At 65.9% G+C, this 21,629-nt stretch carries 19 protein-coding genes; 11 read left to right on the top strand and 8 right to left on the bottom strand.

Features of this window, described 5'->3' with window-relative positions; genetic code table 11:
- Positions 1–120: 120 nt before the first annotated feature.
- Positions 121–1,368 (bottom strand): threonine/serine exporter family protein, encoded by a 1,248-nt coding sequence (locus tag M2650_RS08190; protein ID WP_249473200.1) that lies wholly within the window; start codon positions 1,366–1,368, stop codon positions 121–123.
- Positions 1,369–1,482: 114 nt separating this feature from the next.
- On the opposite strand from M2650_RS08190, the gene M2650_RS08195 reads away from it, so the two are divergent.
- From M2650_RS08195 to M2650_RS08210, 4 genes are read left to right on the top strand one after another with little or no spacing between them, the layout of a single operon-like run.
- Entirely contained in the window at positions 1,483–2,604 is a 1,122-nt protein-coding gene (locus M2650_RS08195) for an ABC transporter permease (protein WP_249473201.1), read from the top strand.
- Complete coding sequence (locus M2650_RS08200; RefSeq protein ID WP_249473202.1) at positions 2,604–3,437, top strand: ABC transporter ATP-binding protein; 834 nt, start codon at positions 2,604–2,606, stop codon at positions 3,435–3,437. Before M2650_RS08195 ends, M2650_RS08200 begins: the two co-directional genes overlap by 1 nt.
- A gap of 2 nt (positions 3,438–3,439) precedes the next feature.
- Positions 3,440–4,366, top strand: a complete 927-nt coding sequence (locus M2650_RS08205) for an MlaD family protein (RefSeq protein ID WP_249473203.1) — start codon at positions 3,440–3,442, stop codon at positions 4,364–4,366.
- Positions 4,363–5,049, top strand: coding sequence for an ABC-type transport auxiliary lipoprotein family protein (locus M2650_RS08210; RefSeq protein ID WP_249473204.1), 687 nt, complete (start codon positions 4,363–4,365; stop codon positions 5,047–5,049). Before M2650_RS08205 ends, M2650_RS08210 begins: the two co-directional genes overlap by 4 nt.
- 104 nt (positions 5,050–5,153) lie before the next feature.
- Here the strand turns inward: M2650_RS08210 and M2650_RS08215 are convergent, their stop codons facing one another.
- A complete protein-coding gene (locus M2650_RS08215) occupies positions 5,154–5,756 on the bottom strand; it encodes an alpha-ketoglutarate-dependent dioxygenase AlkB family protein (protein ID WP_249473205.1) in 603 nt (200 codons plus the stop codon).
- A 220-nt stretch (positions 5,757–5,976) separates the two neighbouring features.
- On the opposite strand from M2650_RS08215, the gene M2650_RS08220 reads away from it, so the two are divergent.
- Positions 5,977–7,602, top strand: coding sequence for an electron transfer flavoprotein-ubiquinone oxidoreductase (locus tag M2650_RS08220; RefSeq protein ID WP_249474312.1), 1,626 nt, complete (start codon positions 5,977–5,979; stop codon positions 7,600–7,602).
- 79 nt (positions 7,603–7,681) lie between these two features.
- Here M2650_RS08220 and M2650_RS08225 read toward each other — a convergent pair whose 3' ends face one another.
- From M2650_RS08225 to M2650_RS08235, 3 genes are all read right to left on the bottom strand, one after another.
- Positions 7,682–9,892 carry an FG-GAP-like repeat-containing protein gene (locus M2650_RS08225; protein ID WP_249473206.1) on the bottom strand — a complete coding sequence of 737 codons (2,211 nt, stop codon included), beginning with the start codon at positions 9,890–9,892 and terminating at the stop codon, positions 7,682–7,684.
- Between the two features lie 306 nt (positions 9,893–10,198).
- Entirely contained in the window at positions 10,199–10,828 is a 630-nt protein-coding gene (locus M2650_RS08230) for a CoA transferase subunit B (RefSeq protein ID WP_249473207.1), read from the bottom strand.
- 16 nt (positions 10,829–10,844) lie between these two features.
- Entirely contained in the window at positions 10,845–11,561 is a 717-nt protein-coding gene (locus M2650_RS08235; protein ID WP_249473208.1) for a CoA transferase subunit A, read from the bottom strand.
- 103 nt (positions 11,562–11,664) lie between these two features.
- Between M2650_RS08235 and M2650_RS08240 the strand changes: the two genes are divergently transcribed.
- Positions 11,665–12,600, top strand: a complete 936-nt coding sequence (locus tag M2650_RS08240; protein WP_249473209.1) for an ATP-grasp domain-containing protein — start codon at positions 11,665–11,667, stop codon at positions 12,598–12,600.
- A 140-nt stretch (positions 12,601–12,740) separates the two neighbouring features.
- Here the strand turns inward: M2650_RS08240 and M2650_RS08245 are convergent, their stop codons facing one another.
- From M2650_RS08245 to cysD, 3 genes are all read right to left on the bottom strand, one after another.
- The gene (locus M2650_RS08245) at positions 12,741–14,150 is read right to left on the bottom strand and encodes a mannose-1-phosphate guanylyltransferase/mannose-6-phosphate isomerase (protein WP_283254633.1); all 1,410 of its coding nucleotides are present in this window, start codon (positions 14,148–14,150) and stop codon (positions 12,741–12,743) included.
- 120 nt (positions 14,151–14,270) lie between these two features.
- Complete coding sequence (gene cysN, locus M2650_RS08250) at positions 14,271–16,160, bottom strand: sulfate adenylyltransferase subunit CysN (RefSeq protein ID WP_249473211.1); 1,890 nt, start codon at positions 16,158–16,160, stop codon at positions 14,271–14,273.
- The gene (gene cysD, locus M2650_RS08255; RefSeq protein WP_249473212.1) at positions 16,160–17,068 is read right to left on the bottom strand and encodes a sulfate adenylyltransferase subunit CysD; all 909 of its coding nucleotides are present in this window, start codon (positions 17,066–17,068) and stop codon (positions 16,160–16,162) included. The genes cysN and cysD overlap by 1 nt, the downstream gene beginning before the upstream one ends.
- Positions 17,069–17,289: 221 nt before the next feature.
- Between cysD and M2650_RS08260 the strand changes: the two genes are divergently transcribed.
- From M2650_RS08260 to M2650_RS08280, 5 genes are read left to right on the top strand one after another with little or no spacing between them, the layout of a single operon-like run.
- A complete protein-coding gene (locus M2650_RS08260; protein WP_249473213.1) occupies positions 17,290–18,036 on the top strand; it encodes an electron transfer flavoprotein subunit beta/FixA family protein in 747 nt (248 codons plus the stop codon).
- Complete coding sequence (locus M2650_RS08265; protein ID WP_249473214.1) at positions 18,036–18,974, top strand: electron transfer flavoprotein subunit alpha/FixB family protein; 939 nt, start codon at positions 18,036–18,038, stop codon at positions 18,972–18,974. Before M2650_RS08260 ends, M2650_RS08265 begins: the two co-directional genes overlap by 1 nt.
- On the top strand, positions 18,971–20,119 hold the full coding sequence (locus M2650_RS08270; RefSeq protein ID WP_249473215.1) for a glycosyltransferase: 1,149 nt from the start codon (positions 18,971–18,973) through the stop codon (positions 20,117–20,119). Before M2650_RS08265 ends, M2650_RS08270 begins: the two co-directional genes overlap by 4 nt.
- Positions 20,116–20,865 carry an FkbM family methyltransferase gene (locus M2650_RS08275; RefSeq protein WP_249473216.1) on the top strand — a complete coding sequence of 250 codons (750 nt, stop codon included), beginning with the start codon at positions 20,116–20,118 and terminating at the stop codon, positions 20,863–20,865. The genes M2650_RS08270 and M2650_RS08275 overlap by 4 nt, the downstream gene beginning before the upstream one ends.
- Positions 20,862–21,614 carry a class I SAM-dependent methyltransferase gene (locus M2650_RS08280; protein ID WP_249473217.1) on the top strand — a complete coding sequence of 251 codons (753 nt, stop codon included), beginning with the start codon at positions 20,862–20,864 and terminating at the stop codon, positions 21,612–21,614. The genes M2650_RS08275 and M2650_RS08280 overlap by 4 nt, the downstream gene beginning before the upstream one ends.
- Positions 21,615–21,629 lie beyond the last annotated feature (15 nt).

Raw genomic sequence — 21,629 nt, forward strand, 5'->3', positions numbered from 1 at the left:
GTGCTTAAGAGCGAAGTGCTTAAGAGCGAAGGGCTAAGAGCGAAGGGCAGCGGGGCAAGCCCCCTCTGCAAAGGCGGAGCAAAGGCAGCGGAGCGGGCGCCGCCCTACAGAGCCGAGGGGTCAGAGATTGCGACGGGCGGGCACCAACAGGTTGCCGATCAGCAAGCCCGCGATCAGCGCGAGCAGAATGTTCAGCACCGTCATCAATGCCGCATGGCCGACATCCAGGCTCTGCTGCTGTATCAGGCTCAACAACCCGCGCAGGCTCGTACTGCCCGGCACCAGCATGATGATGCCGGGCACCCGGATCAGCGCACCAGGCCGCTGCCCCCAGCGCGCATACGCATTGCCGGCGGCCGTGAGCGTCAGCGCAGCCAAGAAGATGCCGACCGGACTGCCCCAGGCGTCGCCGGCGAAGCGCGATACCAGATAGCCGGTGGCCGCAGCCAACATCACGATCGGATAGTCGCGGCGATGCGCGCGGAACAGCACCGCGAACGCGAACGCCGCCAGCACCAGCGCCCCGCCTTCCACCCACACCGGCTGCGACCGCAGGCTGCGCACCGCCGGCTCGATGCCGAGCAATTGCGCCACGGTCAACGCGATCATCGTGCCGATGGCCAATTTGAGGACGATCATCAGCGCGCCGGCAAAACGTGCAGTGCCGGAGACCAAGTGCTGGCTGGCCAACTCGTTGACCGCATTGGTCAGCGCCAAGCCCGGCAGCAGCACGATAAGCGCCGCGATGATCACCGTGTTCAGATTCAATGCGCCGACATAGGCCGCGACCAGGATCGCGATGGCGCTGGCCAGCATCGCCGCGATCGCATCGCTGGCTTCCTTCAGCCGCGGTCGCGATTCCGACCATTGCTCCAGCGCGCCGATGCACAAGCCGGTCAGGCCGGCCGTAGCGATATCCAGCCAGGGCAGGCGCAGCAAGCCCGCGACGGCCGCAGCCGCCAGGCCGAACGCGAATATCTGCATCGCCCGCCAGCGCACGCTCGGCTGGCGGTCCAGCCGCTGCAACGCGGCTTGGCCGCCGGCCAGGTCCAGGCGGCCGTCCATCACCTCCTCGGCGATGCGATCGGCCTCGCACAGCTTGTAGAGATCGGTCTGGCCCGGCGCCAGCCTGACCACGCGGGTGGTGTCGGTGTCGCCCGGCGGCCGCGAGGGATCGCTGAACGACAGGATCATGCCGGTCGGATTGGACCACGGCTGGCAATCCAGTTTCAGCTTCTGCGCGACCGCCACCACCGCGGCTTCCAGCCGTTGCGCCGTGGTGCCGTAGCTGTGCAGCCGGGCGGCCAGGTCGACGACGAATTCGACGCGTGCGGCGTAACGTTCGCTGGCGGGAGAAAAGATCGACACGCGCGGGCGGTCCGGATACGGGAAAGCGACAGGATCGCATGCCGACTGCGGGGACGCAGCCGGACCGGGGACGGATAGCCGTATTCACGCCGCCCGTGGGAAACTCCGCCCGGAATGCCCGCCTCCAACGCCAACGCCGAACCGCAGATCACCGTCGACGACGGCGACGACGGCCGTCTGCGCCTGCGCGGCCGCTGGACGCTGCGCTTCGCCGGCCATATCGCCGAGGCGCTGCGCGGCGCGCCCGAAGGCGCGCGATCGATCGACGCCAGCGCCATCGACCGCCTCGACTCGGCCGGCGTGCTGCTGCTGTTGCGCTTCCTGCGCCGGCGCGGCCTGGACTACGACGCGATCGTATTCCGCGAGGATCACCGAGCCCTGGTCGCCGCGATCGAAGACGTCGCCGACGACCGCCCGCGCAAGAAGCGCGACTACGGCTTCGAAGCCGCCCTCGCCCGCCTGGGCATGGCGGTGCAGGACAACTGGAACGAAATCATCGCGCTGGTCAGCTTCATGGGCGAGAACCTGGCCAAAATGGTGCGGATGTTCAAGGAGCCGCGCCGCTTCCGCCCGACCGCGACCGTCTTCCACATGGAACAGGTGGGCCTGGATGCGGTGCCGCTGGTGGTGCTGCTCTCTTTCCTGGTCGGCGCGGTGATCGCTTTCCTGGGTTCGAACATCCTGGCCGACTTCGGCGCGACCATTTTCGTGGTCGAGCTGGTCAGCATCGCCTTCCTGCGAGAATTCGGCGTGCTGCTGACTGCGATCATCCTCGCCGGCCGCACCGCCAGCGCGTTCACCGCGCAGATCGGCGCCATGGTCAGCCGCGAAGAGGTGGACGCGATCCGCACCCTGGGCCTGGATCCGATCGACCTGCTGGTGCTGCCGCGCGTGATCGCGCTGCTGATCATGCTGCCGCTGCTGACCTTCATCGCCATGGTGTCCGGTTTGGCCGGAGGCCTGACCGTCGGCGCTTTCAGCCTGGACATCCCGCCGCAGGCGTATTTGGCGCGCATGCAGGATACGTTCCAGATGCGGCACATGTGGGTAGGCTTGTCGAAGGCGCCGATCTTCGCCCTGCTGATCGCTTTGATCGGCTGCCTGGAAGGCCTGCAAGTGCAAGGCACGGCGCAGTCGGTCGGCGAACGCACCACGTCCAGCGTGGTGCAGACGATCTCGCTGGTGATCGTGCTCGATGCGATCGCCGCGATCTGGTACATGCAGATGGGTTGGTGATGGCACGACACGACGACAACGAAGAACCGATCGTCTCCGTGCGCGGCCTGGTCAACCGCTTCGGCGAACAGGTCGTCCACGACGGGCTGGACCTGGACGTGCGCCGCGGCGAGATCCTCGGCGTGGTCGGCGGTTCGGGCACCGGCAAGTCGGTGCTGATGCGCTCGATCCTGGCGCTGCGCCGGCCGGACGAAGGGAAGATCGAAGTGCTGGGCGTGGATGCGCGTTCGGACGATCCCGCCGATCGCCGCCACATCGAACGCAATACCGGGGTGCTGTTCCAGGATGGCGCATTGTTCTCGTCGCTGACCGTCGGCGAGAACGTGCAGGTGCCGCTGAAGGAATACTACCCGCACATGGCCGACTCGCTGCGCTACGAGCTGTCGCTGTTGAAGGTGAAATTGTCGGGATTGCCGGCCGATGCGCTGGACAAGCTGCCCTCGCAGCTCTCCGGCGGCATGCGCAAGCGCGCCGGCCTGGCGCGCGCGTTGGCGCTGGACCCGCCGCTGCTGTTCCTTGACGAGCCCACCGCCGGCCTGGACCCGATCGGCGCGGCCGCCTTCGACCAGCTGATCAAGACCCTGCAGCAGGCGCTGGGGCTGACCGTGTTCCTGATCACACACGATCTCGACACGCTATACGCTATCTGCGACCGGATCGCGGTATTGGCCGACCGCAAGGTGATCGCCGTGGCGCCGATGGCGGAAGTGGAAAAGCTAGAACATCCGTGGGCGCACGAATATTTCCACGGCCCGCGCGCGCGCGCGGCCCAGGACGCCCGCGAACGCGAAGCCCGCAACAACGGGCAGCGCACCCAGACACAGGCGATGTGACGATGGAAACCAAAGCCAACTACGTGCTGATCGGCGCCTTCACCATCGCGGTGGCGATCTTCGGCCTGCTGTTCGCGCTGTGGGCCGCCAAATACTCTTCGGAAAAAAGCTTCCAGGAGTACGACGTGGTCTTCAACGAGCCGGTCACCGGCCTGACCGAAGGCAGCAGCGTGCAATACAACGGCATCGCGGTCGGCACGGTGCAGGAACTGCGGCTGGCGCCGAACGATCCGCGCCAGGTCATCGCGCGGCTCAAGTTGCAGGCCGACGCGCCGGTGAAGACCGACACCACCGCCAAGCTGTCGATGACCAGCCTCACGGGCAGCCCGATCATCCAGCTCACCGGCGGCGACCCGCGCAGCCCGCCGCTGCGCGAGACGTCCGACCGCGAAGTGCCGGTAATCCGCACCCAGCCGTCCGCGCTGCAGAACATCGCCGATACCGCCAACCGCCTGGTCGAGCGCATGGATCAGGTGCTGAGCGAGGAGAACGTCAAGCGTATCGCGCAGACGCTGGAGAACATCGAAACGCTGACCGGTTCGATCGCCGACCAGCGCGAAGACCTGCGCGCGCTGATCGTCAACGCGCGCCAGTCCAGCGAGCAGCTGTCCAAGACGCTGGCCACCACCGACCGCGCGGTGAACAACGTGGACCGCGAACTGGTGCAGAAGCTGCCGGGCCTGATCGCCAAGCTCGACAGCACCCTCACCCGGCTGGATTCGGCCGCCAACGGCGCCAACAACATCCTCAGCGAGAACCGCACGGCCATCCACAGCTTCGCCAGCGACGGATTGGGCCAGCTCGGGCCGACGTTGGGCGAACTGCGTTCGCTGATCCGCGACCTGCGCAGGGTCAGCGATCGCCTGGATGCCAACCCGGCGCGTTATCTGCTCGGCCGCGACGCCCCCAAGGAGTTCGAACCTAAATGACTACCGGAATCGGGAATCGGGAATCGGGAATCGCAAAACGCGCCGCTTGCGCGACGTTCGCATTGTTGGTGGCGGTCTCGCTGCCGGCGTGTTCGATCCTCGGCAACGGATCGCCGCGCGACCGCGCCAGCATCTATGCGCCCGATCCGCGCATCCAGGCCGATCCCGCCTGGCCCGACGTGACCTGGCAGCTGGCCATCGCGCCGGCCACGGCCTCGCGGACCAGCGACACCTTGCGCATCGCGGTGCGGCCGACGCCCGGCGAGATCCAGGTCTACCGCGGCGCAAGCTGGGCCAAGACGCCGACCGACATGCTGGAGGATGCCGTGCTGCGCGGACTGGAGGACTCAGGCAAGATCCCCGCGGTCGCTCGCCAGGGCAGCGGCATCGCCGCGGACTTCAAGCTGGTGATGGATCTGCGCCGCTTCGAAGCCGACTACGCCGGCCGCGCGGCGCCGACCGCGACCGTCGAGGTCAATGCCAAGCTGCTGCACAGCATCGACCAGCAGGTGGTGGCCTCGCGCACTTTCCTGGCGACGCACGCCGCGGCCAGTACCGCCGTGCAAGACGCCGCTGCGTCCTTCGAACCGGCGTTGGCGCAGATCGCACGCGATATCGACGGCTGGGTGCTGACCTCCGGAGAAGCGCATATCCGTGTCCATGGCGACGGGCGCGCGCGCTGAATCTCTCTTCGCAAAGCGGCTTTTCGTAGGAGCGGCTTTAGCCGCGAGCTCTTCCCATTAGATCGCGCGAACGTGAGGGAAAGAGCTCGCGTCTGAAGCCGCTCCTACGAAGAGCGGACGCCCGGAACGATCCGGCGGAAAGTGAGGTTGATCCGCGCCCCGACCGGCTTGGCCGTGCGCGGCAACGCATGCCGGTAGTTCGCCTGGGTATCGCCGCGCATCACCAGCAGACTGCCGGGCGGCAAATCGACCGCGAGCTTCACCGAGGGGTCGCGGCGCTGCTTCAGCGCGAACCGCCGCGTCGCACCCAGGCTCACCGACGCAATCGTCGGCTGCGGGCCCAATTCGGCCTCGCTGTCGCTATGCCAACCCATCGAGTCGCTGCCGTCGCGATAGAGATTGGCCAGCACGCTGTTGAATCCGATGCCCAGTTCGAGCGACAAACGTTCGCGAATGGGCATCAGCGCATCCGGCCAGGGCCGCGGCGCGAAGCGCGAACCGGAATAGGTGTAGGCCGCGTCCGGATCGCCGATCCAGCAGCTCAACCGCGGCGAATCGACCTCGCGGCCGAACAGGCGGATGCGGTGGACTTCCCAGGGCACATGCGCCAATAGCCCAGCGAAGAGCGCCTGCGCCGCTTCGGCCGTCAACCAATGCGGATCGAAAGCGAGGTCGGCGTCGGCCAGTAGCCATGGCTTCAAGGGCATGGCGCGACGCTAACACGCCGCGGCTTTTCGTAAGAGCGGCTTTAGCCGCGAGCTTTGCCAGTACGATCCGGCGCCCAAGAGCTCGCGGCTAAAGCCGCTCTTACGAAAAACCCCAGCCGAACAATGGCCCAAGGCCCGCCATTTGCCGCCTTCACGCCAAAAACGCGACAATCGCGGCCATGCAAGCCGGGCTGCCAGCATGAGCGAGAACAACGAAACGATGAACACGGACGCGGTGACCCAGCCCGAGGCCGAACGCGACGTCATGGAATACGATGTGGTCGCTGTCGGCGCCGGTCCGGCCGGGCTGTCGTTCGCGATCCGCCTCAAGCAACTCAATCCGGACCTGTCGGTCTGCGTGATCGAGAAAGGCGCGACGGTCGGCGCGCATATCCTGTCAGGCGCGGTGATCGAGCCCGGTCCGCTGGATGCGCTGCTGCCCGGCTGGCGCGACGCGCCGCCGCCGATCTGCGTGCCCGCCACCGAAGACGAATTCTGGCTGCTGACCAAGACCGGCGAATACAAGCTCCCGATTCCGCCCGGCATGCACAACAAAGGCAACTTCATCGTCAGTCTGGGCGCGCTGTGCGCGTGGCTGGCGCCGCAGGCCGAGGCGCTGGGCGTGGAGATCTATCCCGGCTTCGCCGCCGCCGAAACGCTGCACGACGGCGACGGAAAGGTCGTCGGCGTGCGTATCGGCGACATGGGCGTGGCCAAGGACGGTTCGCACAAGCCCGGCTACACCGCCGGCATCGACATCCGCGCCAAGGTCACCGTGCTCGCCGAAGGCGCGCGCGGACATCTGACCAAGCGGCTGGTGAAGCGCTTCGGGCTGGACAAGGACAGCGATCCGCAGGGCTATTCGATCGGCATCAAGGAACTGTGGCAGGTGCCGGCCGGGCGCGTGTCGCCGGGCAAGATCGTGCACAGCTTCGGCTGGCCTGCCGACAACCGCATTTACGGCGGCAGCTTCCTGTATCACCTGGACAAGGACCGCATCGCGCTGGGCTACGTGAGCGGCCTCGACTACCGCGATCCGGACTACAAGCCCTGGGAAGCCTTCCAGCAGTGGAAGAACCATCCGACGGTCAAGTCGCTGCTCGAAGGCGGCAATGTGCTGTCGGCCGGCGCGCGCGCCATCGTCACCGGCGGCTGGCAGTCGCTGCCGCGAACAGAGATGCCCGGCGCATTGCTGATCGGCGATACCGCGGGCCTGTTGAACGTGCCCAAGATCAAGGGCACCCACCAGGCGATCCGCAGCGGCATGCTCGCCGCCGAGCATCTGGCGCAAACGCTGGACTGCGCCGGCTACGACGCCAAGCTGCGCGCCTCGGATGCGATGAAGGAGTTGCGCAAAGTGCGCAACGTCAAGCCGGGCTTCAAGCGCGGGCTATGGTTCGGCATGTTGAACGCCGCCTGGGAAACGGTCACCGGCGGCCTGTCGCCGTGGACGCTGAAGAACAAGCCGGACTGGTCCTCGCTGGAGAAGCTGGGCGGGCACGAACGGCCCAAGCGCGATTACGTGCAGCGCGATCTGCCGCCGCGCGACCGCCTGCAAGGCGTCTACTACGCCGCCACGGCGCACGACGAAGACCAGCCGGTACACCTGCGGGTCGCCGACACCGACATCTGCGTCACCCGCTGCACCGAGGAATACGGCAATCCGTGCACCCGTTTCTGCCCCGCCGCCGTCTACGAGATCGTCGACGACGGCGCCGGCAAACGCCTGCAGATCAACGCCGCCAACTGCGTGCACTGCAAGACCTGCGACATCAAGGATCCGTACGAGATCATCAATTGGGTGACGCCGGAAGGCGGGTCCGGGCCCAACTACCAGAACCTGTGAGTGCAGGCGGCACCCGGACGCCGGCGAAGCCGGCATCCATGCGTTGGCGAAAAAGCGGCCGGCGCGATCCGGCGGCGGATCACTTCAGCGGGAAAGGCGTCCAGCCGGTGAGCGTGGTCACCGACTGGCTGACGTAGCCGCCGTTGCTCTGCCCCAACCACAGCGTTACTTGGCCGCCGGCGCCTTGCCATGCGATATCGACGCGGCCGTTGCCGTCCATGTCGCCGCTGCCGACGACATTCAAGCCGCTGGCGGCCGCGAACGAAGCCGAGCCCGCGATCGTCGAGCCGTTCATCAACCAATATGCGAACCTGCCCGTATTCGGCTGGCGCCACAACAAGTCGGCCTTGCCGTCGGCATTCACGTCACCAGTACCCGCGAATGTCCACTGCGGGTCGATGACTACGATGCTCTGGGTGACGAAAGCGCCTGAAGTCTGGGCGAGCGAGACGGAGGTTTGGCCGGCGCTGTTCTGCCAAATGACGTCCGTCCGGCCATTACCGTCCAGATCGCCGGTGCCAAGCCCCGTATAGGAGGCACTGGCGGGGAATGCGGTCGCGGTGGTGATGGTCGGGCCGTTCATCAGCCAATAGGCGAATTGGCCGGTGCTCGTATTCCGCCAGAACAGGTCGGTCTTGCCGTCGGCATTCACGTCGCCTGTGCCCAGCGGTCTCCACGCGGCGCTCAGGGTCTGGATCACCTGTGTGCTGAAGCCACCCGACGATTGCCCGAACGAAATCGCGACTTGGCCACTGACGCTGTGCCAAACGATGTCCGCGCGGCCGTTGCCGTCCATGTCGCCAGTACCGACCGCAGCGTAAGAACTGCTTCCGTCGAATGCCACCGCGCTGGTGATGGCGGCGCCGTTCATCAGCCAATAGGCGAATCTGGCCGTGCTCGGCTGGCGCCAGAACAGGTCCGACCTGCCGTCGCCGTTGACGTCGTTGCGTTTCATCGTCGGCGATACCGCGGCACGGAACGTCGCGATGATCGGCATCGTCTGGTTCATGCTACGCGCGTTGTCGGCCGAATTGGCCACGCCGGTAGCGCGGCCGCTGTATTGCACGGCCGGATTGGCGAAATGGCGGATCGCGAACTGGTTGCTGCCGGCGAGCCGGTAGGCCATCACCGTATAGAAGCCGTTCGTCGTGGATTCCCGGTAGCCGTAGGAATAGGCATGCGCGCCGGCACTGGAACTGTCATCGACATTGTGGGCTTGGCCCATGTTGTGGCCGAATTCGTGCGCCAGCGATTCGTCCCGGCAGAAATAGGTGTTGCCGTCGCCTTCATCCACATCCGAACCGTCGCTGACCACCGAATAGCCATAGGGCTCATCGGCCTGCACGATCGGGGTCTGGTCGCCGCCGATCAGCCAGGCGATGCCGCAGCCGGCGTTCTCCGGCGTGCGGAAGTCGCGCACGAGCGCGACCAGATCGGCGCCGAGCGTGTTGCGCGCCGCACGCAAACCGGCGAAGGCCGGGTCGGGCGGAATCGGTCCGTTGTCGTTGAAACCGCTCAGCTTTTCCAGAGCGATACCGTTGTCGTTGGCGTCGGTGTACGTGACCGCGACCGTGCCGACCAGGCGAAGCCGCGCACTGACGGCGCTGTTGACGTAGGCCTGGTTAGCGATGTCGACCAGGTTGGTGAGCCTGGTGACCGCCTGAGACTGGCCGCCGTATGCCGAGGCGAAACCGTTGGTGTAACCGAGCAACACGTCCACCGTGGTCTGTGCGGCCGCGGCGGCCGCCGCGGATGTGTTGGCCTGCGGATTGGCGGCGACAGCCTTGTCCGCGGCCGCCCCGATGGCGAGCTTGGGCGGGATGAAGTAATCCGGCTTGCCGGAGGCGCGCATGGCAGCGTGATCGGCGTCCACCACCTTGTCGCTGTCCGTCTCCACCAGCCAGGAACGGCCGCCGGCCATCGTCAGGCGCAGCGGTTCTTCGCCATCGAGGGGAATGCTGCCGAAAACCGCCTTGGCGCCGAAGGTGATGACGGCATCCGCGCCGCTGGCGTCGCGGCCTATCCAGGTCCAGTTGCCGTCGGGATGCTCGATATGGCGCTCGTAGGCGAGGTCGACCGGTTCGCCGTTGGGCGCCACCAACTTTATCTGCCCACCGATGCGCGCTGCCTTGAGGGCGTGCTCTTCGCTCAAGCGCACCGAATAGGCGCGGTAGGCGCCGCTGATGCGGGGCTTGGTGCGGCGGTCGTAAGCCGCCAGCGCGCCGCGATCGGGCAAGGAGGCGAAAGTGCCCGAGGCCGGCAAAGCAGCGGCACGGGAAGCCATTGCCATGCGTGCGATTCCGTCGGCGCTCTGCGGATGTACGGCGTCGCCTGCGGCGCCCATTCGGGCCGCCCGGCCAGGATCCCACTCCGAAGTGCAGCCCGCCATCAGGCCCAGAAGGGCCGCGCCCATTACGAATCTGGAAATCACGACTGCTCTACCCCCGGATGAACGGACACAGGATACGGTCAGCATCCATACGATTCATCCTAACTTTGGATAGGGCATTGAGCCAGACCTATCGCGACGAAAGCCTGAACATACGGCCGGCGGCGGCGAAATGTGCGCTGGTTGGCTATTGCGGCCCGTTCACGTTCAACCGCGGAAGGGCGTTCCGGTCTTTTCGCGCAGCTCTACGGCACTGACGCCGGGCGCCGTCTCGACCAACACCAGTCCGTCCTCGGTCACATCCATCACCGCCAGCTCGGTGATGATGCGGTTGACGACACCCACGCCGGTCAGCGGCAGCGTGCATTCGGGCAGGATCTTGTGTTCGCCGTTCTTGGCGGTGTGCTCCATCAGCACCACGACGCGCTTCACGCCGGCGACGAGGTCCATCGCGCCGCCCATGCCCTTGACCATCTTGCCCGGCACCATCCAGTTGGCCAAGTCTCCCTTGTCGGTTACTTGCATAGCGCCGAGGATGGCCAGGTCGATATGGCCGCCACGGATCATCGCGAAGCTGTCGTGGCTGCCGAAATAGCTCGCGCCCTTGCGCGCGGTGACGGTCTGCTTGCCGGCGTTGATCAGGTCGGCGTCGACTTCGGCTTCGGTCGGGAACGGGCCGATGCCGAGCAGGCCGTTTTCGGACTGCAGCCACACGTCCACGCCGTCGGGAATGAAGTTGGCCACCAGCGTCGGCAGGCCGATGCCGAGATTGACGTAGGCGCCGTCGGTGAGCTCCTGCGCGGCGCGTTGCGCCATTTGGTCGCGGGTCCAGGGCATGTCGGTTCCTTGGTGGTCAGGCGGCGCGCACGGTGCGCTGTTCGATCCGCTTTTCCGGATTCGGGTTATGGACGATGCCGTCCACGTAGATGCCGGGCAGATGCACGTGATCGGGATCGATCGCGCCGATTTCGACCACTTCCTCGACCTCGGCGAGGCAGATCTTGCCGGCCATCGCCACAGCGGGATTGAAATTGCGCGCGGTCTTGCGGAACACCAGGTTCCCGGATTTATCCGCTTTCCAGGCCTTGACCAGCGAGACATCGGCCTTCAGCGCTGTTTCCATCACGTAATGGTGGCCGTCGAATTCGCGGGTTTCCTTGCCTTCGGCCACCACCGTCCCGTAGCCGGTGCGGGTGAAAAAGGCGGGAATGCCTGCGCCGCCGGCGCGCAGGCGCTCGGCGAGGGTGCCCTGGGGATTGAATTCGAGTTCGAGTTCGCCCGACAGGAATTGGCGCTCGAACTCCTTGTTCTCGCCGACGTAGGACGAAATCATCTTCTTGATCTGCCGCGTCTCCAACAACAGGCCCAGGCCGAAACCGTCGACGCCGGCGTTGTTCGAGATCACCGTCAAACCCTTGACTCCGCTATCGCGCAGTGCGGCGATCAGCGCTTCGGGAATGCCGCACAGGCCGAAGCCGCCGACCGCGAGCGTCTGTCCGTCGGCGACCACGCCTCGCAGCGCTTCTTCGGCGCCGGCCCTGACCTTGTTCTTGCGTGCGGCATCGCCCATGGAACGGCTCCGTTGCGTGATGGCGGCATTTTAGCCCGCCGGAGCGTCGCAAGGCACCGGACTTTCGGGCAATGGCCGCACGACGGCACGCTAGAATCCGCGGATGACCCGCATCGCCTTAGCCACCGCCATCGCCGCCACCGGCCTTGACGACGACATGCCTTCCCTGCTGGCCGCCTGCGCCAGGGCCGGACTTTCGGCGCAAGCGCTGGCATGGGACGACCCCACCGTGAGCTGGCATCGTTTCGATGCCGTGCTGCTGCGTTCGCCGTGGGACTACACCGAGCGGCTGTCCGAATTCCTGGCGTGGTGCGAACGGGTGGACCGCGTCTCGCGCCTGCTCAACCCGTTGCCTGTGCTGCGCTGGAATACCGACAAGCATTACCTCGCCCAACTCGCGGCCCGCGGCGTTCCGGTGGTGCCCAGCGTTTTCGTCGAACCCGACATGGAGCCGATGCCGAGCCTGCAGGCCTTCCTCGCCGGCCATCCGGATGCCGGCGAGTTCGTGGTCAAGCCTGCGGTCAGCGCCGGTTCGCGCGATACCCAGCGCTATTCGCGCGCCCAGGAATTCGCTGCCGCCAACCATGTCGGCAGGCTGCTGGACGCCGGGCGCAGCGTGCTGTTGCAGCCGTATCTGGCATCCGTGGATCGCGACGGCGAGACGGCGCTGATGCATTTCGACGGCGAATTCAGCCATGCCATCCGCAAGGGCCCGTTGTTGCGGCCGGACCAAGGCGCGACCGAAGCGTTGTTCGCGGCCGAGGCGATCGTGCCGCGCACGCCGGGCGACGACGAAAAAGCGCTGGCGCGCGACGTGCTGGCCGCCATGTCCCAGCTACTGACCCTGGATGCGCCGCTGCCGTATGCGCGCGTCGACCTGATCCGCGATGCGGACGGCGCGCCGCGCCTGCTGGAACTGGAGTTGTGCGAGCCGTCCTTGTTCTTCGATCACGCCCCGGGCAGCGCCGACGCTTTCGTGAAGCTGCTGGCCGAGCGACTCATCGGTTCCTCGCGAAAAAAACGACGCGCCGCTCTGTAGAGCGGGGCTTGCGCCGCTGCTCCGCGCAGGTGCGAATTTATTCGCGCGCTTTTGCTTCATTCGGTGAAAAACGTGCGAATGAATTCGCACCTGCGAAAGCAAAAGCAGCGGCGCAAGCCCCGCTCTACAAAACCCGATGCTCAGCTGCGGCCGTACACGTCTTCCAGGCGGACGATATCGTCCTCGCCCAGATAGCCGCCCGACTGCACTTCGATCAGCTCGACCGGCTCGGTGCCGCGATTGCGCAGGCGGTGCACGCTGCCGAGCGGAATGTAGGTACTCTGGTTTTCGCGCAGGTCGAACACCCTGTCGTCGCAGGTCACCTCGGCCGTGCCCGACACGACGATCCAGTGTTCGGCCCGATGCGCGTGCTTCTGCAGGCTGAGCGCGGCGCCGGGCTTGACCACGATGCGCTTGACCTGGAAGCGCTCGCCCATGTCGATGGAATCGTAGCTGCCCCACGGGCGGTACACCTTGCGGTGGAACAGATGTTCCTGGCGGCCGGCGGCTTTGAGCTTGTCGACGATCGCTTTGACGTCCTGCACGCGGTCCTTGCGCGCCACCAGGGTCGCATCCGGGGTATCGACGATGATCAGCTCCTCGACGCCGATCGTCGCGATCATGCGCCGGGCCGACGCATGTACCAGGCTGTCGCGCGTGTCGATGGAAATGACGTCGCCGTCGTAGAGATTGCCGTCGGCGTCGCGCTCGGCGACCGACCACAGCGACGACCACGAACCGATGTCGCTCCAGCCGCAACTCACCGGCACGACGGCGGCGCGTTCGGTCTTTTCCATCACCGCGTAGTCGATGGAATCGTTGGGGCTCTCGGCGAAGGCCTGCTTGCCGACGCGGATGAAGTCCAGGTCCGCCTCGGCGTCCGCGTAGGCGTTGCGGACGGCGTCGAGCATGGCCGGCGCGTGCCGCGACAGTTCGTCCAGATAGCGCTGCGCCTTGAACAGGAACATGCCCGAATTCCAGGCGTAGCTTCCTTCGGCGAGATAGCGCTCGGCCGTGGCCTGATCGGGTTTCTCGACGAAACGTTCGATCCGGTAGCCGCCCTCCAGCGCCTCGCCGCGGAGGATGTAGCCGTAACCGGTTTCGGCGTAATCGGGCTGGATGCCGAAAGTCACCAGCCAGCCTTGTTCGGCCAACGACGCGGCGCGCACGATGGCTTCGCGGAAAGCGGCCTCGTCTTCGATCAGGTGGTCGGCGGGGAGCACCAACATCGTGGCGTCCGGATCCTTGGCGATCAGGTGCTGGGCCGCAAGCGCGATCGCCGGCGCGGTATTGCGCGCGATCGGCTCGAGCAGGATGCCGCCGTTGCCGACGCCGATCGCCTGCAACTGTTCGCCGACCATGAAGCGGTGATCCTCGCTGCATACCGTGACCGGCAATTGCACGTCCGGCAAGGCTTCGGCGCGGCGTATGGTCTCTTGGAACAGCGACAGATCGCCGACCAGCGCCAGGAACTGCTTGGGCAGGTTCTGCCGCGAGAGCGGCCAGAGCCGCGAACCGCTGCCGCCACTGAGGATTACCGGATGGAGCATAGAAGCACTCTCGCGGGGCATGGGCCCGGGCCCGCTAGTTTATATGCCGCTGGAGTTTCCGGCATTGGGCGCCGGAAATCGCTGTTAATGCTGGTTTCATGCCTGCGGATGGAACCGCAATCAGTCCGCGCGCAGCACAGCGGCCGCCAGGCGCTCGGCCAGCGCTTCGGCCGTGTTCTCCCCGGTATCGAGCACGAATTCCGCCGCCTCGGGCGTCTCGTACGGCGAATCTATGCCGGTGAAGTTTTTGATGAGGCCGGCGCGCGCTTTGGCATAAAGGCCTTTCTCATCGCGCTTTTCCGCGACTTCGAGCGGCGTGTCCACGAACACTTCGAGAAATTCGCCATCCGCGAACAGGTCGCGCGCCATGCGGCGCTCGGCGCGGAACGGGGAGATGAAGCTCACCAGCACGATCAGCCCGGCGTCGACCATCAGCTTGGCCACTTCCGCCACGCGACGTATGTTTTCGACACGGTCCTCGTCGGTGAAGCCCAGATCCTTGTTGAGGCCATGGCGCACGTTGTCGCCGTCGAGCAGATACGTGTGGTGGCCCGCGGCAAGCAAGCGCTTCTCCACCAGGTTGGCGATGGTCGACTTGCCCGAGCCGGACAGGCCGGTGAACCACAGGCAGCGCGCCTGCTGTCCCTTGATCCGCGCGCGCGCGGCCTGGTCGACATCGACGTGCTGCCAATGGATGTTGGCGGCGCGGCGCAACGCGAAGTCGATCGTTCCGGCCGCGACGGTAGCGTTGTCCTGCCGGTCGATCAGGACGAAGCCGCCGAGCTCGCGATTGTCGGCATAGGCCTCGAAGGCGATGGGTTCGTCGAGGTACAAATTGCAATAGCCGACTTCGTTCAACTCAAGATGCTTGGCCGCCAGCTGCTTCTGGGTGTTGACGTCGACCTTGTGCTTGATCTCCGTGATCTGCGCGGCGACGGTGCGCGCGCCGATTTTCAGCCAGTACGAGCGGCCCGGCAGCAGCGGCTGTTCGCCCATCCACAGCACGTGTGCGGCGAACTGGTCGGCGACCTGCGGCGGATCGGATGCGGCCGCGATCACGTCGCCGCGGCTGATGTCGATTTCGTCGGCGAGGGTGAGCGTCACCGCCCGACCCGCGCCGGCGCGAGCCAGGTCGCCGTCGGCGGTAACGATGCGCGCGACGCGCGAGCGGCGTCCCGACGGCAGCGCCACCACGCCCGCGCCCGGAGCGATTTCGCCCGCGGCCACGGTGCCGGCGAAGCCGCGGAAATTCTGGTCGGGCCGCGAGACCCATTGCACCGGCATGCGGAACCCGATGTCGCGCGCGTCGTCGGCCGCGTCGACTTCTTCGAGATGCCCGAGCAGCGCCGGCCCGCGGTACCAGGGCATCGCCGGCGAAAGCGCCAGCACGTTGTCGCCTTTCAGCGCCGATACCGGAATCGGAACCACATTATGGATGCCGAGCTGCGCGGCGAGCTCGCGGTAACCGTCGACGATGCCGTCGAATACGGCCTGGTCGTAACCGACCAGGTCCATCTTGTTCACCGCCAGCACGACGTGGCGGATGCCCAACAACGAGGCGATATAGCTGTGCCGACGGGTCTGGGTCAGCAGGCCTTTGCGTGCGTCGACCAGCACCACCGCCAGTTCCGCGGTGGAAGCGCCGGTAGCCATGTTGCGCGTGTACTGCTCGTGGCCCGGGCAGTCGGCGACGATGAATTTGCGCTTGTCGGTGCCGAAGAAACGGTAGGCGACGTCGATGGTGATGCCCTGCTCGCGTTCGGCGGACAGGCCGTCGACCAGCAGTGCGAAGTCGATTTCGCCGTTCTGGGTGCCGAAACGCAGGCTGTCCGATTGCAGCGCGGCCAGCTGGTCGTCCAACAGCAGCTTGCTGTCGTGCAGCAGCCGGCCGATCAGCGTGCTCTTGCCGTCGTCGACGCTGCCGCAGGTGATGAAGCGCAGCAGACGCTTGCTTTCGTGCTGCCGCAGGTAGGCCGCGACCGCCGCGGAGGCTTCTTCGTTGCGCGCCATCAGAAGTAGCCCTCCTGCTTTTTCTTCTCCATCGAGGCCGTCGGGTCGTGGTCGATCACCCGGCCCTGCCGTTCCGATGTGGTGGCGACCAGCATCTCGGCGATGACCTTCTCCAGCGTATCGGCTTCGGATTCGATCGCGCCGGTCAGCGGATAGCAGCCGAGCGTGCGGAAGCGCACCTTCCTGAGCGCCGGGCGCTCGCCTTTGGCCAAGGGCAGGCGCTCGTCGTCGACCAGGATCAGCGCGCCGTCGCGCTCCACCACCGGCCGCTCGGCCGCGAAGTACAACGAAGGCACCGGTATCTTCTCGCGGTAGATGTACAGCCAGACATCGAGTTCGGTCCAATTGGAGAGCGGAAATACGCGCACCGATTCGCCTTTGCGCACGCGGGTGTTGTACAGGTTCCACAATTCCGGGCGCTGGTTCTTCGGATCCCAGCGGTGCCTGTCGTTGCGGAAGGAGAAGATGCGTTCCTTGGCGCGCGACTTTTCCTCGTCGCGGCGCGCGCCGGCGATGGCCGCGTCGAAACGCCATTTGTCCAGCGCCTGCTTCAACGCCTGCGTCTTCATCAGATCTGTGTGGACGGCGGCGCCGTGGGTGATCGGTCCCACGCCCTGGGCCACGCCGTCGAGATTGGTGTACGTGCGCAGTTCCAGGCCGGTCTGCGCCGCGCGCAGGTCGCGGAAAGCGATCATTTCGCGGAATTTCCAGCCGGTGTCCACGTGCAGCAGCGGGATCGGCGGCCGGGCCGGATGGAAGGCCTTCAGCAGCAGGTGGAACAGTACCGAGCTGTCCTTGCCGACCGAATACAGCATCACCGGATTGCGCAATTCGGCCACGACCTCACGCAGGATGTGGAGGCTTTCGGCTTCCAGCCGGTCGAGGTGGGAAAGCGTGGAAGGGGTCACGACGGCCTGGGAAGCGGGACAAGTCCGGCATATTAGCCCCGCCGTTCAGCGTGCAGGGCGCGGCGCGGACCCTGAACTGGTTCCTTCTCGCCATGAGCTTATGCCGGGCCCTGCGCGTCCGGCCGGGTCGCACGGCCGGGGCCGGACCCGTTAAAATCCTGGGTTCCCGCATTCCAGGCCGGCCGCGAGGCCCGCCGACCCCCACAAGGACTCCCGGCACGATGAAGATTCTCGTCGGCTACAAGCGCGTGGTGGACTTCAATGTCCGCATCCAGGTCAAGCCGGACGGTTCCGGCGTGGTCACCGACGGCGTCAAGCTGTCGGCCAACCCTTTCGACGACATTGCCCTGGAAGAAGCCCTGCGTCTGCGCGACAAGGGCATCGCCACCGAAGTCGTGGTCGCCACGATCGCCCCGGCCGACGCCCAGGCCCATCTGCGCAACGGCTTGGCGATGGGCGCCAACCGCGCCATCCACGTGGTATCCGACCAGCCCATCCAGCCGCTGACCGCGGCCCGCACCCTGCTCAAGCTGATCGAGAAGGAACAGCCGGACATCGTCATCCTGGGCAAGCAGGCGATCGACGACGACGCCAACCAGACCGGGCAGATGCTGGCCACGCTGTGGGGCCGTCCGCAGGCCACTTTCGCTTCCAAGCTTGAGGTGGCGGACGGCAAGGCCACGGTGACCCGCGAGGTCGACGCCGGACTGGAAACGCTGGAAGTCGACCTGCCGGCCGTCGTCACCACCGATTTACGTCTTAATGAGCCCCGCTTCATCAAGCTGCCCGACATCATGAAGGCCAAGAGCAAGCCGCTGGAAACGATCGCCTTCGCCGATCTCGGCGTGGATACCGGCGACACCCTCAAGACCACCCATTACGCGCCCCCGCCCAAGCGCAGCAAGGGCGTGATGGTGAAGGACGCGGCCGAACTGGTCGCCGCACTCAAGCAGAAGGGGTTGCTGTAATGAGCAAGGTACTGATCGTCGCCGAACACCTGGGCGGCAAGCTCAACGCCTCCACCGCCAAGTGCGTGTCGGCGGCCCAGGCGCTGAAGCCCGAAGCCATCGACATCGTCGTGCTGGCTGCCGATCCATCCGGCGTCGCGGCCGAAGCCGCGCAGATCGCCGGCGTCGCCAAGGTGCTAGCCGTCGCCAACGCCGCGAACGCCGATGCGATCGCGCAGATCCAGGCACCGCAAATCGCCAAGCTCGCCGCCGGTTACAGCCACGTCTTCGGCCCCAGCACCACGTTCGGCAAAGACTTGATGCCCTGTGTCGCCGCCCTGCTCGGCGTGGCGCAGGTATCCGACGTGATGGCGGTGGAAGGCAGTCACACCTTCAAGCGGCCGATCTACGCCGGCAACGCCATCGTCACGGTCGAAGCGCCGGCCGACCACGCCGTGGTCGCCACCGTGCGCACCGCCTCCTGGCCGGAAGCGGCCAAGGGCGGCAGCGCCGCGGTCGAAGCGGCATCGGTCGACGCCGCATTGCCTACGCATACCCGCTATGTCGGTCTCGCCGCAGGCAAGTCCGACCGCCCCGATCTGCAGAGCGCCAAGCGCGTGGTGTCCGGCGGCCGCGGCGTCGGCTCGGCGGACAACTTCAAGATCATCTACGACTTCGCCGACAAGCTCGGCGCCGCCGTCGGCGCCTCGCGCGCGGCCGTCGACGCCGGCTACGTGCCCAACGAGCTGCAGGTCGGCCAGACCGGCAAGATCATCGCGCCCGATCTGTACATCGCCATCGGCATCAGCGGCGCCATCCAGCACCTGACCGGCATCAAGGACGCCGGTACCATCGTCGCGATCAACAAGGATGCGGACGCGCCGATCTTCGAGATTGCCGATATCGGGCTGGTGGGGGATCTTTTCAAACTGTTGCCAGAGCTGCAGCAGGCTCTATGAAGCCCGAGGGCGGCAGCAACGCCATTGCGCTGATCGGCCCGATGCCGCCGCATCGCGGCGGCATCGCTCAATACGGTCTGCGCTTGCACCAAGCGCTGCGGAACCGGCTCGATGCAACTACCTTCGCGTTCAAAAGGCAGTATCCCGCGTGGTTGTATCCGGGCGAGTCGGACATCGATCCGGGCTCGGAACGCATCCTTGACGGCAACGTCCGCTACATCATCGATTCGCTCAATCCGCTGACTTGGTTCCGGGCTGCCGAAGAGATAGCTGCGTTGCGCCCCACCGCGGCAGTGATGCAGTGGTGGACGGTATTCTGGTGGCCGGCGTTCGCGCTTATCGCGATTCGGCTGCGTGGCAAGGGAATTCCGGTGATCCTGCTCTGCCACAACGTCGTCGACCACGAGACGTCTTCGTGGAAGGAATGGCTTTCCACAAGCATCCTCTCGCTCGCAAGCGGCTTTATCGTGCATTCCAACGAGCATCGCGATCTGCTGGCGGCGCGCTTCGTCGGGCGGCCGATCATGCAAGCCGCGATTCCCGCCTACGCCGACCATCCGCAGCCGTCTCGCAAGCTGGCCAAGCGCGGAAGGCTGGATCTGCTCTTCTTCGGCTTTTTACGGCCGTACAAAGGCTTGGACGTGCTGCTGGACGCACTGGAACTTCTAGACGACCGCGAGATCTACCTGACCGTGGCCGGCGAAGCGTGGGAGGACTGCGCGGCGACCGTCGAACGCATGCGCAAGGCGGCCAAGGACAATCTCGAACTGCACCTAGAGTTCGTCCCGGCCGATCTCGCCGCAGCCTTGTTCGATCGCGCCGACGCGGTGGTGTTGCCCTACGAAAGAGCGTCAGGAAGCGCGGTCGTGGCGCTGGCCTACAACTTCGACAAGCCCGTCATCGCCAGCCGCGTCGGAGGCTTGCTGGATGCGGTCGTCGAGGGCGAGACCGGCTTCTTCTTTTCGCCGGGGAATCCGCGCGAACTGGCCGATATCTTGTCCGCTCTGGATCGCCCACGCCTGCAGGAACTCGCGCACGGCGTGGCGAGCTATCGAAGCAGCCACGGCTGGGATCGGTTCGCCGAGGCCGTGGACGATTTGGCCGGCCAAGTAGGCGGCGACAAGAATGCCCGGAGTAGGCCATGAATCCCATCTTCAACGTCGCGCGCAGCATGCAGAATGCGGCACTGCTGCTTCCACGCCACTGGCAACTACCGCTGCGCTACCGAGTGCAAAGCCTCGTGGGGGGGCTGGAGCCGGAATTCAAAGTTCTAGCGGATATCGTGCCGCGCGGACGCGCCGCCATCGACGTGGGCGCGAACATGGGCGTTTACACATATGCGCTCGCACGCATCGCGATGCATGTCCACGCCGTCGAACCGCAAACGGCGTGCTGCGAGACAATCGCCGCTTGGGCCGAGGGGCGCGGCAACGTCGAAGTGCACAACATAGGGGCGGGCGCCGCGGCAGGCCGGCTGACGCTTTACATCCCCTGCCCCGGCGGCAAGCCGCTGGGTACGCGCGCCTCGTTCATACCGGTGCAGGGCGAGCACATGGAAACTTTCGTGCCGGTGCGCCCGCTGGATGAGCTCGGCGTGCGCGATGTCGGCTTCATCAAGATCGATGCGGAAGGCTTCGAACGCGACGTGCTCAAGGGCGCCAAGGGCCTGCTCGACCGCGACAGGCCGAACGTCCTCATCGAGATCGATCCGCAACGCTTGCCCGCAGCTGAATTCCAGGCGACTTTCGAATTGCTGGAATCGCTCGGCTACGATGCGCACTATTACGACGGGAAAGCCCTGATTCCCTGTGACGCATCCGTGCAGGCGAAGCAGCCGCATCGATACAATTTCATCTTCAAGCCGCGGCTCGCGGAAGGGAAGACGCGATGAACGACGGCGCATACTCTCCGGCGGACAGGAAGGCGCACGTGATCCTGGATACGGAATCGCGCGTGCAGAAAGCCAGGAAGATCGTCAATCTGCTCGGCGAAAACAGGATCCGGTCAGCGCGCAGGATACTGGAGATCGGCTGCGGTTCCGGGGTAATCGCCAGCGCTTTGGCCGCACTCGGCGAAGGCCGCATCGAGGTGCATGCCGTTGACGTGGAAGACAACCGGACCGAGACCGACAACTATCGGTTTCACCTGGTCGGGAGCGCCGCCCTGCCGTTCGACGACGGCCATTTCGACATCGTCGTTAGCAACTACGTCATCGAGCATGTGGGGACGCCGGAGGAACAGGCCATTCACCTGCGCGAGATCGAACGGGTGCTCAGCGAAGCGGGTGTCGCCTATCTCGGCATACCCAACAAGTGGAGGCTCGTCGAGCCTCACTACCGTTTGCCGTTTCTGAGCTGGTTTCCGCAATCCCTCAGCGACCGCTATGTTCGCTGGAGCGGGCGCGGCACCCATTACGACTGCATCCCGCTCAGCTTGGGTCATGCGCAGGATCTGTTGGCCGGGGCGAAACTCGATTCCCGCAACATCACGCTTGCTGCTTTGCGCGAAACGTTGGCGGTGGAGAAGCCGGACAGTGCCGTCGCACGCCTGATCAACAATTTCGCCCCGGACTGGCTGCTCGCGCTCGGCCTGCCGATCATGCCGGTTTACATTTTCCTGCTCAGCAAACAGCAGGCGTGAAGTCGCCGCACGAGC

This window comes from Luteimonas galliterrae (genome assembly GCF_023374055.1).
Taxonomy (GTDB): Bacteria; Pseudomonadota; Gammaproteobacteria; order Xanthomonadales; family Xanthomonadaceae; genus Luteimonas_C; species Luteimonas_C galliterrae.